The 17,133-nt window shown below is 69.6% G+C and carries 10 protein-coding genes and 1 pseudogene; 5 read left to right on the forward strand and 6 right to left on the reverse strand.

Going from position 1 to position 17,133, the window contains the following annotated elements; translation table 11 throughout:
• Window positions 1-2 precede the first annotated feature (2 nt).
• From C7S10_RS12010 to C7S10_RS12020, 3 genes are all read left to right on the forward strand, one after another.
• Window positions 3-752 carry a TetR/AcrR family transcriptional regulator gene (locus tag C7S10_RS12010; RefSeq protein WP_108344657.1) on the forward strand — a complete coding sequence of 250 codons (750 nt, stop codon included), beginning with the start codon at window positions 3-5 and terminating at the stop codon, window positions 750-752.
• 164 nt (window positions 753-916) lie between these two features.
• The gene (locus C7S10_RS12015) at window positions 917-3,022 is read left to right on the forward strand and encodes a hydantoinase/oxoprolinase family protein (RefSeq protein WP_108344658.1); all 2,106 of its coding nucleotides are present in this window, start codon (window positions 917-919) and stop codon (window positions 3,020-3,022) included.
• Between the two features lie 12 nt (window positions 3,023-3,034).
• On the forward strand, window positions 3,035-5,350 hold the full coding sequence (locus tag C7S10_RS12020) for a hydantoinase B/oxoprolinase family protein (RefSeq protein WP_108344659.1): 2,316 nt from the start codon (window positions 3,035-3,037) through the stop codon (window positions 5,348-5,350).
• Between the two features lie 66 nt (window positions 5,351-5,416).
• On the opposite strand, the gene C7S10_RS12025 is transcribed toward C7S10_RS12020, so the two are convergent.
• Complete coding sequence (locus C7S10_RS12025; RefSeq protein WP_341476747.1) at window positions 5,417-8,254, reverse strand: FAD-binding and (Fe-S)-binding domain-containing protein; 2,838 nt, start codon at window positions 8,252-8,254, stop codon at window positions 5,417-5,419.
• Window positions 8,238-8,828 (reverse strand): flavin reductase family protein, encoded by a 591-nt coding sequence (locus C7S10_RS12030; protein ID WP_108344661.1) that lies wholly within the window; start codon window positions 8,826-8,828, stop codon window positions 8,238-8,240. The genes C7S10_RS12025 and C7S10_RS12030 overlap by 17 nt, the downstream gene beginning before the upstream one ends.
• 96 nt (window positions 8,829-8,924) lie before the next feature.
• On the opposite strand from C7S10_RS12030, the pseudogene C7S10_RS12035 reads away from it, so the two are divergent.
• A pseudogene (locus C7S10_RS12035) lies at window positions 8,925-9,623 on the forward strand (SDR family NAD(P)-dependent oxidoreductase); the annotation flags it as partial.
• Window positions 9,624-9,731: 108 nt separating this feature from the next.
• Here the strand turns inward: C7S10_RS12035 and C7S10_RS12040 are convergent.
• The 4 genes from C7S10_RS12040 to C7S10_RS12055 form a co-directional block, all read right to left on the reverse strand.
• Window positions 9,732-12,548 (reverse strand): FAD-binding and (Fe-S)-binding domain-containing protein, encoded by a 2,817-nt coding sequence (locus C7S10_RS12040; RefSeq protein WP_108344662.1) that lies wholly within the window; start codon window positions 12,546-12,548, stop codon window positions 9,732-9,734.
• 59 nt (window positions 12,549-12,607) lie between these two features.
• Window positions 12,608-13,675, reverse strand: coding sequence for an ABC transporter permease (locus C7S10_RS12045; protein WP_108344663.1), 1,068 nt, complete (start codon window positions 13,673-13,675; stop codon window positions 12,608-12,610).
• Entirely contained in the window at window positions 13,672-15,117 is a 1,446-nt protein-coding gene (locus tag C7S10_RS12050) for a sugar ABC transporter ATP-binding protein (protein WP_165807130.1), read from the reverse strand. Before C7S10_RS12050 ends, C7S10_RS12045 begins: the two co-directional genes overlap by 4 nt.
• 123 nt (window positions 15,118-15,240) lie before the next feature.
• Complete coding sequence (locus tag C7S10_RS12055; RefSeq protein ID WP_165807131.1) at window positions 15,241-16,248, reverse strand: sugar ABC transporter substrate-binding protein; 1,008 nt, start codon at window positions 16,246-16,248, stop codon at window positions 15,241-15,243.
• A gap of 634 nt (window positions 16,249-16,882) precedes the next feature.
• Here C7S10_RS12055 and C7S10_RS12060 point away from each other — a divergent pair.
• Window positions 16,883-17,110 (forward strand): hypothetical protein, encoded by a 228-nt coding sequence (locus tag C7S10_RS12060; RefSeq protein ID WP_108344666.1) that lies wholly within the window; start codon window positions 16,883-16,885, stop codon window positions 17,108-17,110.
• Window positions 17,111-17,133 lie beyond the last annotated feature (23 nt).

Consider the following 17,133-nt stretch of genomic DNA (forward strand, 5'->3'; position numbering starts at 1 on the left):
TCGTGAGCACGAGCAAGCCGCGCACCGCGCCCGCGAAGAAGGCCGCAGCAGCCAAGGCGACCAAGTCGCCCAAGGCGACGGGCGTGCGACGTGGGCTGGTCGAGCAGGAGATCTACGACCACGCGACGCGCCTGTTCGCCGAGCGCGGCTTCGCCGGCACCAGCTTCCAGGACATCGCCGACGCCGTGGGGCTGACGCGGCCAGCGCTCTACCACTACGTCAGCAGCAAGGACGAGCTGCTCGCCCGCCTGGTCGCCGAGATCACCCAGGACTCCGCCGCAGGCATCCAGGCGATCGCCGACCGTGCGGACATCGACGTCACCCGCAAGGTGCACGAGATCGTCGCGATGAGCGTGCGCCGCCAGGCCGAGAGCGCGGCGCGCTTCCAGCTCCTGATCCGCTCCGAGGCCGACCTGCCCGAGGACATCGCCGCGACCCACACCGCCGGCCGCCGCGCCGTGCTCAAGGCGATGGCCGGCGTGGTCGAGGAAGGCGTGAAGAGTGGGGCGTTCCGGCCGGTCGAACCACGCGTGGCCGCGCTCGGACTGCTCGGCATGAACAACTGGGTGGCGTGGTGGTACCAGCCCGACGACCGCAACGACCTCGACCGGATCTGCGAGCAGCTGGCCGACATGGCCGTCGCCTCGCTCGTCCAGCCGGACGACCGGGCCGTCAGCCGGGCCGACCCGCGCGACGTCCTGCGCCTGGTCCGCCGCGACCTCGAGCACCTCGAGGAGCTGCTCGACAACTGAGCCGCGCAAGACCACGAGGGGCCCCACGCCGTGCATGGAGGCCCCTCGCCCGTTTTTCCAGCGCGTTCACGCCTGGATCTATTTACGCTTGCGTCAACCTATTGACGTTCTAGTTGAACCGCTCTAGCGTTGTGAGCACCGACACAACGAAACGAGGACCACTCATGGCTTACGTCATCGGGGTCGACGTCGGCGGAACCTTCACGGACGCCGTGCTCGACGACGACGCAGGAAACATCGTGGCGGCCAAGGCGCCGTCGACTCCCCCGGACTACTCCCAGGGCGTCATGGACGTGCTCGGTGTGCTCGCGGAGCAGCTCGGCATGCCGGTCGAGGAGATGCTGGCCAACACCCACCACATCGCCCACGGCACGACGTCCTCGCTGAACGCGCTCGTCATGGGCAACGTGCCGCCGGTCGGCTTCCTGACCACCGCCGGGCACCGCGACTCGATCTTCATCATGAACGTCGAGGGCCGCTACCTCGGCGGATCGCCCGACCAGCTGCAGAACGTGCTCGGGCAGAGCAAGGACCACGGCCTGATCCCCAAGCGCCACGCGCTCGAGGTCGTCGAGCGCATCGACCGCGACGGCACGGTCGTCGTCGCCCTCGACGAGGAGTCGGTCCGCACGGCGGTCCGCACCCTGCTCGACGCGGACGTCAAGGCGATCGCCGTCTCCCTGCTCTGGTCGTTCAAGAACCCGGCGCACGAGCAGCGGATCCGCGAGATCGTCCACGAGATCGACCCCGAGATGTTCGTGTCCCTCTCCTCCGAGGTGAGCCCGCGCATCCGTGAGTTCGCCCGGAACTCGACGACCGTGATGAGCGCCCAGATCGGCCCGGGTCTCCGCGACTACCTCGGCTCCCTCGAGGGTCGTCTGCGTGCGCAGGGCCTGGCTGGCCCGCTCCTGGTGATGCAGAGCAACGGGGGCGCGATCGCCGCCGCGGAGGCGCCGGCCACGGCCATCAGCACGGTCGGCTCGGTCCTGACCGGTGGTGTCGTCGGCGCGGTGTCGCTGGGCGAGCAGCTCGGCCACAAGAACATCATCTCCACCGACGTCGGCGGTACGACGTTCCTCGTCGGTCTGGTCGTCGACGGCGAGCCGGTGCGCACCAGCAGCACGATCATCAACCACCACCCGATCAACGTGCCCACCCTCGAGGTGCACGCGATCGGCTCCGGCGGCGGCGCGATCGCCTGGCTCGACAAGGGAGGCAACCTGCAGGTCGGCCCGCGCAGCGCGCAGTCCGTGCCCGGCCCCGCCTGCTACGACGCCGGTGGCACCGAGCCGACCAACACCGACGCGAACCTGGTGCTCGGCATCCTGCCCGAGTCCGGCCTGCTCGGCGGGCGCAAGGCGCTCAACGTCGAGGCCGCGCGCGAGGCGATCCGCAAGAACATCGCCGAACCGCTGGGGCTGTCCGTCGAGGACGCCGCGGCCGCGATCTACGCGATCCAGAACGCCCAGACCGGCGACCTGCTGCGCAAGACCGTCGTCGAGACCGGTCACGACCCGCGCGACTTCGTGCTCTACGCGTTCGGCGGCGCGGGCCCCGCCTACTGCGGCTTCTACTCCGCCGAGGTCGGCGTGAAGGAGTGCATCGTGCCGCTCGGCCCGGTCGCCTCCGCCTTCTCGGCGTACGGCCTGGCCTCCTCCGACATCGTGCTCGCCTCCGAGCTCTCGGACCCCGGCCCGATGCCCTTCGACCCGGCGCGCGCGATGGAGAACTTCCGCTCGCTCGAGGACCAGGTCCGTGCCGCCCTCGAGCGACAGGGCCTCGACTTCGAGAGCATCGAGCTGGTCCGCTCCCTGGACCTGCGCTACACCGCACAGCTCGCCGAGGTCGCCGTCGAGGTGCCCGCGGGCGAGCTCGACGAGGCCGCCATGGTCCAGGTGATGGCCGACTTCGAGCAGCGGTACGCCGAGCTGTTCGGCGAGGGCACCGGCTTCAGCGCCGCCGGCGTCCAGGCCATCACCTTCCGGGTCCGCGGGACCGGCGTGCTGCCGTTCTCCCCCGCCCTCCCCCAGGTCGAGCCGGCCGCCGATCCCGACCCGTCGGTCGCTCTGCACGCCACCCGCAAGGTCTGCCTCGACCCGCGACTGGGCTACGTCGACACCCCGGTCTACGACTACCGCAAGCTGCGCGCCGGCCACCGGATCGCCGGCCCGGCGATCATCGAGGTCCCCACGACCACCGTCGTCGTACCGCCGGACATGACCGGCACGGTCGACCACCTCGGCAACCTGACCATCACCACCCGGAACTGAGGCGGAACCGACATGACCATGCAGATTCCCGGCTCCGAGCACTTCTCGAGCCGTCCCACGAACCCCGACGAGCTCGCGGCCGGACTGCCCGAGTCACTCGAGGTCCACACCGTCACCCAGGAGCAGATCGACGGGCTCGACCCGCTGACCTACGAGGTCGTGCGGCACCGCCTGTGGTCGGTGACCGAGGAGATGGGCGAGGCGCTCAAGCGCATGTCCGGCTCCCCGATCGTCACGGACGCGAACGACTTCGACTTCGCGATCTGCGACGAGCTCGGCCAGGAGGTGCAGGTCGGCCTCTACAACACGATGCTCGCCGGCGCGGTCGACCTCGCGATCTACTGGACGCTGAAGAACCGGTCGCACAACCCGGGCATCCGCGAGGGCGACATGTTCCTCTGCAACGACCCGTGGGTCGGCGGCGGCCTGCACCAGAACGACGTCATCGTGTTCCAGCCCGTCTTCCACGACGGCAAGCTGTTCGCCTGGACCAGCGCGATCTGTCACGAGCCCGACCTCGGCGGAGTGGGCCTGGGCTCGTTCAGTCCGGCCGCCCAGGACGTCTTCTCCGAGGCCCTTCCGACGCCACCGATCAAGGTGGTCAAGGACTTCGACCTGCAGGACGACGTCGTCGACGTGTGGATCCGCCGCTCGCGCGTCCCCATGCTCGTCAACCTCGACCTGCGCGCCAAGGTCGGCTCCAACACCGTCGGCCGCAAGCGCCTCGAGGAGGTCATCGCCCAGTACGGCGCCGACACCGTCAAGGCCGTGATGAAGCGGATGATGGCCGACGCCGAGGGCCGGCTGCGCACCAAGCTCAGCGACCTGCCCGACGGCACCTGGGAGGCCACCGGCTACCAGGACCAGTCCCACGAGGGCGACCGCGGCGTCCACAAGATCACCGTCGCGATGACGAAGCAGGACAACCACCTGACCTTCGACTTCACCGGCACCGACCCGCAGGCCGGCATGATCAACTGCACCTACGCCGGCATGCGTGGTGGCGTGATGCTCGCGCTGCTGCCGATCCTCGCCAACGACATCCCCTGGTCGGCGGGCGGCCTGATGCGCTGCTTCGACCTGGTGTCGGAGGAGGGGACGATCAACAACGCGACCTTCCCGGCCGCCGTCAGCCGAGGTCCGATCGGCCCGGCCTGGCTCACCGGGACCCTCGTTGCCCAGTGCCTGTCGCAGATGCTCGACCAGTCCGCGGACCTCGGCAAGAGCGTCCAGGCCGCCTGCTGCGGTACCTGGGACACCGCCGTCGTCGCCGGTCTCGACGAGCGCGGCGAGGTCCCGATGCCCTTCCTCAACGTGATGATGGAGCCGATGGCCGGTGGCTTCGGCGCCCGTCCCGAGATGGACGGCATGGACACCGGCGGCCTGTTCTGCATCCCGATGGGCCGCATCCCCGACGTCGAGATGACCGAGTTCCTCTACCCGCTGCTCACCCTGTGGCGCCGCGAGGAGCCGGACTCCGGTGGCCCGGGCCGCAAGCGTGGCGGCGTCAGTGCCTCGCTCGCCGTCACCCTGCACGGCTCGTCGCAGCCGGCCGGCCTCGTCCTGGCCTCTGCTGGCAAGGCGGTCGCCCAGAACAACGGCCTCGCAGGCGGCTACCCCGGCAACACGGGCCTCGACGCCGTCGTACGCCAGGCGAACGTGTCACAGGTCCTGGCCGACGGCCGGATCCCGCAGTCTCTGGACGAGCTCGGCGCCGACGTCGAGATCGGGCACTGCTACGCGCAGTCCTACCTCGCCCCCGGCGAGGTGCTCTACATGAACTGGCAGGGTGGCGGCGGCTACGGCGACCCGCTCCTCCGCGACCCCGAGGCCGTGCGCCACGACGTCCTCGAGGACAAGGTGACCGCTGCGGCGGCCGAGGCCGTCTACGGCGTCGTGCTCAGCGATGGTGACGTCGACCGGGCCGCCACGGAGAGCCGACGCGCGGCGCTTCGCGACGAGCGTCGCGACCGGTCGACCGTCGTACCCCGCGATCGAGGCAAGGTCGACCTCGGCCTGGCGCGCCGCGTCGACGACAACCTCGTCCTCGCCGGCACCACGGTCGCCTGCGCCCGCTGCGGCCACGGTCTTGCCGATCTCGACCAGGACGACTCGCTCGGCCTGGCCTCCTACGACGGTCCGTCGTCGGCCGCCGGGCCGCAGGTCACCTCGGACCCGGCCTACTACGTCGACGACACCATCGTGTTCCGCCAGCGCTCCTGCCCGGCCTGCTGGACCGCGATCACCTCCGCGATCGTCCCCGCCGACCACACCGACGCAACCGACGACCTCGACCGCCTCGGAGTGCGGGCTCTCACCTCGCGCTGAGCCCGACGACTCGGCCCCTGACGGATGATCTCCGTCAGGGGCCGAACTGCTTTTCGTGACCGGTGGTCAGTGCGATGACGGGCGGTGTGCGGCGAACAGCTCCGCGAGGTGCATCGCCGAGATGTCGCCCAAGTCGCCAACCTGGAGCCGGCAGGACATCCCGTCGGCCAGCACGACGGCGTCGACGTGCTCCCGCAGCGCCGGGAGCAGATGGGTCTCCGCGACCGTCACACTGACGTCGTAGTGGCCCTTCTCGACCCCGAAGTTGCCGGCGAGACCGCAACAACCCTGGACCCTGACGACCTGGGCGCCGGCCTTCTCGAGCAGTCGCTGGTCGACGTCCCAGCCGAGGACCGCATTCTGGTGGCAGTGTGGCTGCGCAACGACCCTCACGCCGCTCAAGTCCGGGACGGGAAGGTCGAGCCGGGTCACCAGCTCCGCGAAGCTGAGCACCCCGTCGGCGACGACGTCGACCTCGACGGCATCGCACAGCTCCCGCGCATCACTGCGCAAGGTCGCCAGGCACGACGGCTCGAGCGCGATGACCGGGACACCGCTGCGCACGTACGGCGCCAGGGCGCGCGCGGCCCGAGAGACGATCGAGCGGGCACGATCAAGCTGACCAGTGGTGATCCACGTCAGCCCGCAGCACGCATCGTCCTGGATCACCTCGACCCGCAGCCCCTGCGCCTCCAGGTAGGCGATCGCCGCCGTCCCCGACTGCGGCAGGAAGTGGTCGGTGAAGGAGTCGGCCCAGATCCAGACGTCCGGCTCGGACGGGCTCATGGGGCGGCGCCGGGTCGAGCGGCGCAGGGTCGACGACGCGAATTCCGGGACCGCTCGGCGCGCGTCGATGCCCGCCGCCCGCTTCGCGATGGCCGCGACGAAAGGCAGTCGCAGCAGGAGGTTGTTCAGTCGTGCGACCGGAGCGAGCAAGCGGGCCCACCGGGGCAGCTGCCCAAGGAAGAAGTGGGATCGGGGCCGACGGATGCCCTGGACGTCGTGGCGCTGGTGCAGCACCTCACTCTTGTACGTCGCCATGTCGACGCCGCTGGGACAGTCGGTCGAGCAGCCCTTGCAGGACAGGCAGAGGTCCAGCGCGGTGTCCACCGCGGGGTCAGCCAGGCCCGCGAGCAGCGTTCCGTCGAGGGCTTCCTGCAGGGTCCGCGCTCGCCCCCGCGTGGAGTCCCGCTCGTCCCGTGTCGCCAGGTACGACGGGCACATCACGCCGCCCGGGCGCGGCGCCACGCACTTGCCGACCCCTGTGCATCGGTGAACGGCCGTTCCCAGATCGCCCGCATCGTGCAGCAGCCGCAGTCCGGCCCGAACCGTGGCCCGCTGCCGCACGGGCCACAGGTCGTCGGTGATCGGCACCGGGTCGGCGATGATGCCCGGGTTGAGCAGGTTGTCGGGGTCGCAGATCGCCTTGACCTGACCGAACAGCGCGATCGACTGCTCGTCGTACATCAGGGGCAGGAGCTCGCCTCGGACCCGGCCGTCACCGTGCTCGCCCGACAGCGAGCCGCCGTAGCCGCGCAACCGGGTGGCGCAGGCGGTCATGAACTCGCGGAAGACGCCCGCGGACGCCGGGTCGCCCGGGTGGAACGGGAAGTCGATGCGGCAGTGCACGCACCCGTCGCCGAAGTGGCCGTAGGGCACGCCCTGGAGCCCGAAGTCGACAAGGAGAGCCTCGAAGTCCCGCAGCCACTCCCCCAGGCGCGCCGGGGGAACCGCGGCGTCCTCCCAGCCGCCGTAGGCTGGCGTGGGCAGCGACCGCCCGGCGAGGCCGGCGCCGTCCTCCCGGATCCGCCACAACGCGGCGCTCTCGCGTGGGTCGTCGACCTGCCGCCAGCCCAGCGGCTCGCCGGCGGCGACCAACGCCCCCACGAGAGACCGGACGTCGTCACCGGCGATCTCGACGAACAGCCACCCCGACCCACGTGGCAGCTCGGGCACGGGCGTGCCCTTGGCGCGCACCAGGTCGACGATCCTGGCGTCCATGCCCTCGCAGGCGATCAGCCGCCCAGGCGCCGCTGCGAGCAGGGAAGGGACGGCGTCGGCGGCATCGGCCATTGAGGCGTACCCGAGCACGACCAGGGTGCGGACGACGTCGTCGTCGACCAGCCGGACGGTCGCCTCGAGGACGGTGGCGAGCGTTCCCTCGCTGCCGACGAGGGCCCGGTCGAGTCGCTGGCGTTCGGGCAGCAGGTGCTCGAGGCTGTAGCCGCTCACCTGACGACCGAAGCGGCCGAACTCGGTCCGCAGGTGGACGAGGTGCGCGGCGCCGATGTCCGCGAGGCGCTGCGCCGTGTCGCCGTAGGGGGTCCCCGGGCCGAGATCGGCGAGCTCGCCGTTGCCGAAGAGGACCTTCAAGGACTCAACGTTGTCGGCCGTGCGTCCGTAGCCAAGTGCCCGGGAGCCACAGGCGTTGTTGCCGATCATCCCGCCGATCGTGCAGCGCGTGTGGGTCGAGGGGTCGGGACCGAACCTGAGGCGATGTGGCGCCGCGGCGCGCTGGAGATCGGCGTGCACGACACCTGGTTCGACCCGCGCCGTCCGCGCCTCGCGGTCGATCTCCAGAACCCGGTTGAGCCCCCGGGTGTCGATGACGATTCCCTCGCCGATGGCGTTCCCGGCGATGCTCGTCCCGGCACCGCGCATGGTGACCGGCAGGCCAGCGGCGCGCGCGGTGTCGTGCACCGCGGCGATGTCGTCGACGTGGCGGGCGCGGACGACGCCCGCGGGTACGACGCGGTAAAGGCTGGCGTCCGAGGTGTAGAGCGCTCGGGTCGCCGAGGTGACGTCAAGTTCGACGCCGGCCCCCGCGAGCACGTCACTGGCTTCGCGAAGCCCGTCGAGCGCGTCCGTACCGGCGCGATCGCCGAAGTCAGCGCGGGCGTTCACGGGTGACCACATCGGGCGCCAGGCCCCACTCGTTCCCCCCGAGCCGCGACAACGGCGCCAGCCGGTCGAGCAGGGGCATGCCGTCGGCCAGCACGGCCGGATCAACGTCGAAGGCGACCACCTCACCCAGCACGATCGTGCAGTCACCGACCGAGATCGTCTCGTGCAGCCGGCACTCGATGGCAGCCGGCGAGGCGGCGACGCGGGGCGGCGCCACGATGCTGCTCGACGCCATCTCGATACCGAGCGCCGCGGACTCGTCGATGCCAGCGTCGAAACTGGCGCTCGACGCGTTCACTTCATCGATCTGCGGCTCGCTGGCCAGGCTGATCGTGAACTCCCCCGTCGCCACAATGTTGCGCAGCGTGTCCTTGGTGCCGACCGAGGTGAACTGGACGATCGGCGGCCGCACGCTCGCGACGGTGAAGAAGGAGTGAGGCGCCAGATTGCCGACACCCTCCGCCGACACCGTGGCCACCCACGCGATCGGGCGCGGCACGACCAGGCTCGTCATCAGCCGGTAGGCGTTGACGCCGGACTCCCCCGGCCGCAGGACGAGACGGTCGGGACCCATGGACCAATGATGCACCATTCGCCTCAGGCGTCCATAATTCAACGATCACGTCAATTCGGGCACAGGGAACGGAGCCCGGCAAACAGAGGAGCACCCATGGGTCGTTTCGACGGGCGAGTCGCCGTCATCACCGGAGCAGCACGCGGGATCGGGTTCGGCACCGCCGCCCGGTTCGCCGAGGAGGGCGCGTCCATCGCGATCGTCGACCTCGACGAGACCGCGGCCGCCGAGGCCGCCGCCAAGCTGCCCCTGGTCGAGGGCGCCAAGGCCATCGGCGTGGGCGCCAACGTCTCCGACGGCGCGTCCGTCGACGCCGCCATCGAGCGGGTCGTGACCGACCTCGGCGGCATCCACGTCCTGGTCAACAACGCGGGCATCACCCGCGACAACCTGCTGTTCAAGATGACCGAGGACGACTGGGACCTGGTCATGGGCGTGCACCTCAAGGGCGCCTTCCTGATGACCAAGGCCGCCCAGGCCCACTTCGTGGCCCAGAAGTACGGCAAGGTCGTGAACATCTCCTCGATCTCCGCGCTCGGCAACCGCGGCCAGGCCAACTACTCGGCCGCCAAGATGGGCATCCAGGGCTTCACCCGGACCCTCGGCATCGAGCTCGGCCCGTTCGGCATCAACGTCAACGCCGTCGCGCCCGGCTTCATCGCCACCGAGATGACGGAGGCGACTGCCCTTCGCCTCAGGCTCGAGCCGGAGGAGTTCTTCCGCCTCAACGCCGAAGCCAACCCCGTCCGCCGGATCGGACTCACTGACGACATCGCCGCCGCGGTCACCTTCCTCTCGGCCGACGAGTCGTCGTACATCACCGGACAAACGATCTACGTCGACGGCGGGCTCTCGCTCGGCGCCTCAAGGGCGGCCTCGGAGTTGGTCGACTCTCCAACCGGCTCAGCGAGTCACCTGGTCGAGGAGCTCGAGAATGTGGACGTAGTCCTCGCCGGTCGACCGCGCCATCCCAAGCTCGCAGGTCCGGTTAAGGGAGGCATGGGCAGAGGTAGCCAGCGCGCCGACCTCAGCCGCCTCCCGGGCCGTGGCCGACCTCGTGAGCTCGGGGTGGAGCATCCCCCGGTCACCCGCGAAGGCGCAGCACATCCAGCCGTCGGGCACCACGACGTCCTCCGCTACGAGCGCGGCGACGCGGTTCAGCGCGTGGTTAATGCCCAGCCTCGTCGACGAGCAAGTCGGGTGCAGGGTCACCGAGGGAAGGCGGCGTCCTTCCGGCAGGCGAGGCACCACGACACGGTCGACGAAGTCGACGGCGTCCACCACCTTCACCGTCGCCAGGCCGGCCGCCTCGAGCAGCACCTCGACGCCCTCGGTACACGACGATGCGTCGCAGACCAAGGGCAGCTCGCCGCCGCGCGTGGCGTCACGTAGCGCGGCCGCCACCTTGTCGCGCATCACTGCGTACCCGTCCGTCAGACCCTTGGACTTCCAGGGAGTTCCGCAGCACAGGGAGCCGATGGCGGCGGGAGTGGCCAGGGCGACTCCGGCACGGGCACAGAGCGCGAGGAACGACTCGCTCACCCCACCTCCCCCGGCAGCCCCGAACATCGTGGTGGTGCAGCTGGGGAAGTACACAGCGACCGGATCCGGTTGGGCGATCTCGCGACGGCGGCGTCCGCCGGACGGCAGGTCTGCCGACCACTGCGGTACGACGTCGTCACCGACGAGGGCGCGGGCCGAGCGGGTCGTCGTTACCGGCAGCGCGGCGGGGACGGCGGCCGCGATCGTCAGCGCCGCGCCAGCAGCGCGCGTGGCGCCGTCCCAGTGGCGTGCGGCGGACTTCCACACACGTTGGATGGCAGCGGACTGGGTCTCGGCACGCAGTCGGCGGACCAGGTCGCCGGTGTTGATCAGCACAGGGCATGCCGTCTCGCACATGCCGTCGGCCGCGCAGGTCTCGATGCCGTCGTACTGGTAGTCGCGCTCGAGCGACTCGACCAGCTCCGCGTCGCCGTGCTGGTGTGCGCGTTTGATCTCCCGTCGCGCGACGATCCGTTCGCGGGGCGTCAGGGTGAGGTCCCGGCTGGGGCAGACGGGCTCGCAGTACCCGCATTCCACGCACCGGTCAACCTCGTCCTCGACCGAAGGGCTGGTCTTGAGGTTCGACACGTGGGCTGCGTCGTCCTGGGACAGCAGGACGCCGGGGTTGAGGACCCCGTCCGGGTCGGCCAGGCGCTTCACCTCCAGCATGACGTCGTAGAGGTCGTCGCCGTACTGGCGACGGACAAAGGGAGCCATGGTCCGGCCGGTCCCATGCTCCGCCTTCAGCGTGCCGCCCTGCGCGAGCACGAGCGACACCATGTCCTCGGTGAACGCCTCATAGCGCCGCAGGCAATCCGGGTCGTCGAAGCGCTCGTTGATCATGAAGTGGATGTTGCCGTCCTTGGCATGACCGAAGATCACGCTGTCCTCGTAGCCGTGCTCGTCGAACAACTCGAGGAGTGCCGCGCAGGTCTTGTTCAGCCGCTCGACCGGAACCGCAATGTCCTCGAGGAGGGAGTTGGTGCCCGACGGGCGGTTGCCCGCCACCTCGGTGAACAGTCCCTTCCGGATGTGCCACAGCCGCGCGCGCAGGTCGGGGCTTGTCGTGATCGGCGAGGCCGTGGCCACGTGCAGACCGTGGAGCGCCCGCTCGCCGGCCTCCACCCGGCTCGCCAATGCCTCCGCCGTCTCCTCCCGGTATTCCAGAAGCAGAGCCGCATGGTCGCGCACCTTCATCTCGCGCAGCTCGTTGGTCGCGGCCGCGTTGCGCTGGGCGACCCGGAGGCTGGCGGCATCCATCAGCTCGATCGTGGCGAGACCGGTGGCGACCAGTTCGGGCAGTGCACCCGTGGCTCCGGCGAGGTCGTCGAAGACGAGGAGCTGGGTGGCGACGTACGGCTTGACCTTGACCGTCCGGAAGGTCGCCTCGGCCACGAACGCGAGCGTGCCCTCACTGCCGACGACCAGGTGCTCGAGGATGTCGACCGGCCGGTCGTGGTCGAGGAATGAGTTGATGCCGTAGCCCATTGTGTTCTTGATCGCGAAGAGCCGCTTGATCTCGCGCACCGCCTCGGGCCGGCTCCTGATCCCCTCGCGCAACGCCACCAGCCCGTCGTATAGCGTCCTTTCGCGGGCCCGGAGGATGAGGTCGGCGTCGGGATCGCTGGTGTCGATCACCGTCCCGCTCGCCAGCACGAGAACGCTCGATTCCAGCGTCCGGTAGGCGTTGTCGACGACACCGCAGGCCATGCCGCTGGAGTTGTTGGCGATGACACCTCCGATGGTGCAGGCGACCTCGCTTGCGGGATCCGGACCGAGCATGCGGCCGTACCTGGCGAGTCGGGCGTTGACCTGGCGCACCGTCGCGCCGGGACCGGAGCGCACCCGGGCGCCCCCGTCCAGAACCTCGATCCCCCTGAAGTTGCGTCGGGTGTCAACGAGCACGCTGTCGGTGCCCGCCTGCCCGCTGAGGCTGGTCCCACCACCCCGGAAGGTCACCGTCGCCCCGCTGCGCCGCGCAGCCGCGACGACTGCCCCCACCTCCCGGGCATCGCTAGGCCGAGCCACGGCCTGCGGGATGAACAGGAAGTGGGAGGCGTCATGACCGCCCGCCAGTCGGTCGAGCGGCCGTACCGAAACGGATCCGCAGACGTCGGCCAACGCCCGGTGGAGACCTGGCCAGACGTGCGGCAGGCTGCTGGGCGGGGAGCTGGTCATGGAGTTGGCCTCCTGGGCGACATCATGCTGGGTGGGGTGGGGGACGCCGGATGACGTTCCTAGGGCGCGGAACGGCCGGTAGACCGGCGGACCGTCCGGCCGCTCTGCGCCCGCCGGGCCGACACCACTGCGACCGACACCGCCGTGAGGAGGGCCAACCCGTTGAACGCGTCGGTGATCCACTGCTCGCCCCCGAGCAGCTGCAGACCCTTCACACCCGTGGCCAGGAGCAGGATCGACAGGATCGTGCCCCACACGTTGAACTTGCCGGGCTTGAGCTGGGTGGTTCCGAGGAAGCACGCAGCGAACGAGGGCAGGAGGTACGACGGCCCGATGTCGGGACCGACGCTGCCGATCTTGCCCGCCAACAGCACTCCGGCCAGACCGGCGGCGAAGCCGGTGATGACGAACGAGGCGAAGAGGTGTCTGCCGGTCCGCACGCCGGCGAGGAAGGCCGCCTCGGGATTGGCTCCCGTGGCGTAGAGCCGGCGCCCGAAGGGGGTGTGCTCTAGCAGGTACCAGGCCGCAGCAGCCACGATGAGCGCATACAGCACGAGGATCGGGACTCCGGCCGGCTCGGCGTTCGACGTCTCACGCAGGGCGTCCGGAAGAGGACCGCGGAACTGCTGGCCGGAGACCAGCCGGGTCGCGGCCAGCAGGATCGACGTCATCGCGAGGGTGGCGATCAGGCTGTTGATCCGGATGACGGAGACGAAGAAGCCGTTGATCGCGCCGACTGCCGTGCTGAGCGCGATCGCGACCAGTGCGGAGAACCAGGGGCCGTGACCGCCCACCGTCGACAGCGTTGCCACGACGACTGCGGCGAATCCCAGGTTCTGCGCCATGGACAGGTCGAACCCGCCGGCGGCCAGCGAGAAGAGCAGGCCCACAGCGACGATGATGGTCACCGCTTCGTTGGTCGCGATCCCGGTCGCGGTCTGTACGGTGAGGAAGGTCTGAGGGACCAGTGCCCCGAACACGACGATGATCGCTGCCCAGATGTAGAGGCCGCTGAAGCGCAGCAGCAGACCGCCGGAGCCGCCACCTCTCGCGGAACGCCTTGAGGTCGATGCTGGGATCGACGCCGTTTCGACCGGCTCTGCCGCGGTGTCTGCAGGTGAGGTCATGATGCTCGTTCTCCTTGTGGGGCGACAGCCAGGCTGGCCCGGATGAGGTTGTCAACGGTGAGTGAGCCCCCGCTGAGCTCGGTGGTGACGGCGCCGTCGCTCATGACGATGACCCGGTCGGCGACGGCCGCGAGCTCCTCGGGATCGGAGGAGCTGAAGAGGACCGCGGCACCGCCGGCAGCCGCTTCGCGCAGTGCCACGTAGATGTCGTGCTTGGCGCCCGTGTCGACGCCACTGGTGGGTTCCTGGAGGAGGAGCACCTTCGCATCGATGCGAAGCCACCTCGCCAGGACGACCCGCTGCTGGTTCCCGCCGCTCAGCGTGGAGAGGAGACTGTTCGCCGAGTGTCGGACACGCACCAGCTCTAGCCATGGCTTCACGTCGCGGTGCTCTGCTCGTCCGCCCAGCCACCGCCCGGCGCCGGTCGGGACCCGGGGCAGCGTGATGTTCTCGCGCAGCGACCAACCCTGGATCGAACTGAGTCGCTTGCGGTCGGCGGGCGCGAAGGCGATGCCGTGGCCGACAGCGGCGTGGGGGTCGGCGATCTCGACCAGCTGACCGTCGAGCTCGATCGTGCCCCGCTCCCGGGGCTTGGCACCGGCGAGGAGGAAGAGAAGGTCCTCGTACCCGGACCCGAGGAGTCCCGTGATACCGACGATCTCACCCCGACCGAGAGTCAGGTCGGCCGTCTCCACGGTGGCACCGCACAGGTCGCGGGCTTCCAGCACGATCGGGGCGTCGCGATGTACCTGCCCGGGCTCGATTCCCTCGACCGTCCGTCCGAGGATCAGCTCGACCAGGCTGTCGTGGTCGAGCTCCGCGACGGGTCGGTTGGCGACGACGGCGCCGTCGCGCAGCACGGTGACGTCATCGGCGATTGCGAACACCTCGTCGAGGCGGTGCGAGACGTACATGACCGTGTTGCCCTCGGCCTTGAGTCTCTCGATCAAGCCGAAGAGCAGCGCCACCTCGGCGCTTTGCAGGGCCGCCGTCGGCTCATCGAGCACGATCAGACGCGGTGCCGACGAATCGTCGTCACCGAGGGCGCGGGCGATCGCCACGAGCGTCTGCTCCGCCGGACTGAGGTGATCGAGACGCTGGCGGACGTCGATTTCGATGCCGTAGCGGTCGAGCAGCCGCTGCGCGCGCCGACGCTCGCGACTGCCCGAAAGCCATCCCGTGTTGGCGTAGGACGATCCCAACGACAGGTTGTCGGTCACGTCCAGGGTCGAGATGAGCCCGAGGTCCTGGTGGATGAAGCGCAGGCCGGCTTCCCTGGCCCCCCGGGACGAGCCGAGCGACAACTCATTGCCGAGGACTTCGGCGGTCGCGCCGGCGTCAGGCTGATAGACGCCGGCCAGCACCTTGATGAAGGTCGATTTGCCGCATCCGTTCTGGCCGAGAAGCGCCCGGACGGTCCCGGGTGCGATCTCGATGTCCACGTCCCGTAGCCCCTTGCCCCCGGGAAAGGTCTTGCTGAGGCCCTGGACCTTCAGAGCCGGCGCGGAGGCCGACGCTCCACGGGGACCGGCACCCCGTGGAGCGGATGTGGTGACGTCCATGGATCAGGAGACGTTCCACGCGGCGAGGAACACGTCGGGCGAACCGGGCGTCACAGGCGACTCATCGGTCTGCGTCACATTGTCGCCGGTGAAGACCTGGTGCCAGCCACCCGGCTCGAACCACTGGTCGTCCGGGGTTGCGCCCAGCGAGAGACGGGCAAGGCCGTCGACGACACGCCACCCGTTCGACTCGATCTCCTCACCGATGGTCGTCCACTCGGTGCCCTTCTTCACGTTGGCGAGATTGGCGGCCTGCGGCGCGCGGGACGTGATCTTGACGGTGTCAGCCAAGTCTGCGGTCTGCAGCGCCTCGGGCACACCGACGGTCATGTCAGCGAGCGCAAAGGCCACGTACTTGATCTCGGGGTGCGCCTGGAGGTAGCTGACGACCTGACCCGGCAGGGCCGTGCCGATGCCGGACGCCGACACCTCGAGCACCTGCGGCTTGTCGCCTGCCTTCTTGATCTGCTCCTCGAACCCGTCCTTGATCGGGTTCCAGATGGCCGACAGGGCGGGGTCCCAGACGAAGACCGTGTTCGATCCAGATCCGCCATCGGCCACGATGACGTCTCCCATGAGCGCCCCGCTCTCGCGAAGCTCGGGGTAGCCGTTGTACGACGCCGAGACCGGGCCGTCCTTCGACGGCCGGTCGCCGGCGGGCGCGATGGAGACGACGGGAATGCCGAGGTCGGCGGCCTTGGCCAGCTGCTTCTCCACGATGGTGTCGGGAGCGAACGGGATGAAGGCAATGACGTCCGGGGGATCCTGCAGCAGCTGGTCCCAGGCCGCCACGTAGCCCTCAGGAGTCATCTCGGTCTCGACCTGCTTCGACTCCCAGCCGAGGGCCTCGGCAGCCTTGACCGAAGCGTCCGTCACCGTCCGGCACACCGGAAGAGGACAGGTGATGAAGCCGTAGGTCAGGCCCTTCTCCACGGCGCCCGGCAGCGGCGCGACCTCGATCGGAGGCTGCTCGACCGACATGGCGTCGACGCGCTCCTGAGCTGCAGCCACCACCTCCTTCGACCCGCTGGAGGACCCGTCACCGTCTCCGCCCACACCGTTCGTGCAAGCGCTCACGGCGATTCCTACGGCGCAGAGGGTGCTGGCGACACCCTTGCGCACGACGCGACTACGCATACGTCCTACCTCACGTTCCCTTGGAGAGTCCGCTGCCAGCTCGCACCCGAACTGCGCAGCAGCGACAAGCTGCTGGTGGCAGGCCCGCCGTCAGAAAGACGGACGGTTGGCTGAAAGAGTGAGGCGGATCACGTCACCCCTCAACGACTTTCTGCCCTGTGGAACTTCTCGCCTTGCGTCCCGAACGATCCCGCGTCGCAATCGACAACCGAGGCTTTTTCCGCTGCGCAGAATGCCGTTGCAGAGTTCGTTTGGTCGCCGCAGGATCGGGCCACGTTTCGAGCAGTGCTCCCGCGGATGCTTGGCCTCGTTCCCAACGGCGGCCCTTCGGCCCGACAACAAAAGCGGGCGCCAGCAGGATCGGGATCCCACGGGCTGGTCATGCGATGCAGTCCGGAGCCACACTCGTCGACACACCCCGGCACGCGGACGGCGCGTGTCGTCCCGCTTCCGATCGTCAGTCACCACAACAGGCGCTCGGATCCCGTGCGATGTCTGAGGAGACACGATGGCCATGAACGAGAACACGCCGGCGACGCCGCCCGAGATCGACCCTCGGCGGTTCCGCGAGGTTCTCGGGCACTACCCGACGGGGGTCTGCATCGTGACCGCCATCGCCCCGACCGGCGAGCCGACGACAGAGCCCCGCGGGGTGGTGGGCTTTGAGGTGATCCTCGGTGCCTACACGTCGCTGCTCTCGATGGCGGCGACCGAGTCAGTATCGCTGGTGTCGTAGAGCTTGGCCATAGATCCCTCGGA

This window comes from Nocardioides currus (genome assembly GCF_003057875.1).
GTDB classification, from domain to species: domain Bacteria; phylum Actinomycetota; class Actinomycetes; order Propionibacteriales; family Nocardioidaceae; genus Nocardioides; species Nocardioides currus.

Coding starts and splice junctions, on each gene's coding strand:
- C7S10_RS12015 (WP_108344658.1), top strand. CDS start 917: ATGGCTTACGTCATCGGGGTCGACGTCGGCGGAACCTTCACGGACGCC.
- C7S10_RS12020 (WP_108344659.1), top strand. CDS start 3,035: ATGACCATGCAGATTCCCGGCTCCGAGCACTTCTCGAGCCGTCCCACG.
- C7S10_RS12030 (WP_108344661.1), bottom strand. CDS start 8,828: ATGGGTCCCGACCGTCTCGTCCTGCGGCCGGGGGAGTCCGGCGTCAAC.
- C7S10_RS12040 (WP_108344662.1), bottom strand. CDS start 12,548: ATGACCAGCTCCCCGCCCAGCAGCCTGCCGCACGTCTGGCCAGGTCTC.
- C7S10_RS12045 (WP_108344663.1), bottom strand. CDS start 13,675: ATGACCTCACCTGCAGACACCGCGGCAGAGCCGGTCGAAACGGCGTCG.
- C7S10_RS12060 (WP_108344666.1), top strand. CDS start 16,883: ATGGCCATGAACGAGAACACGCCGGCGACGCCGCCCGAGATCGACCCT.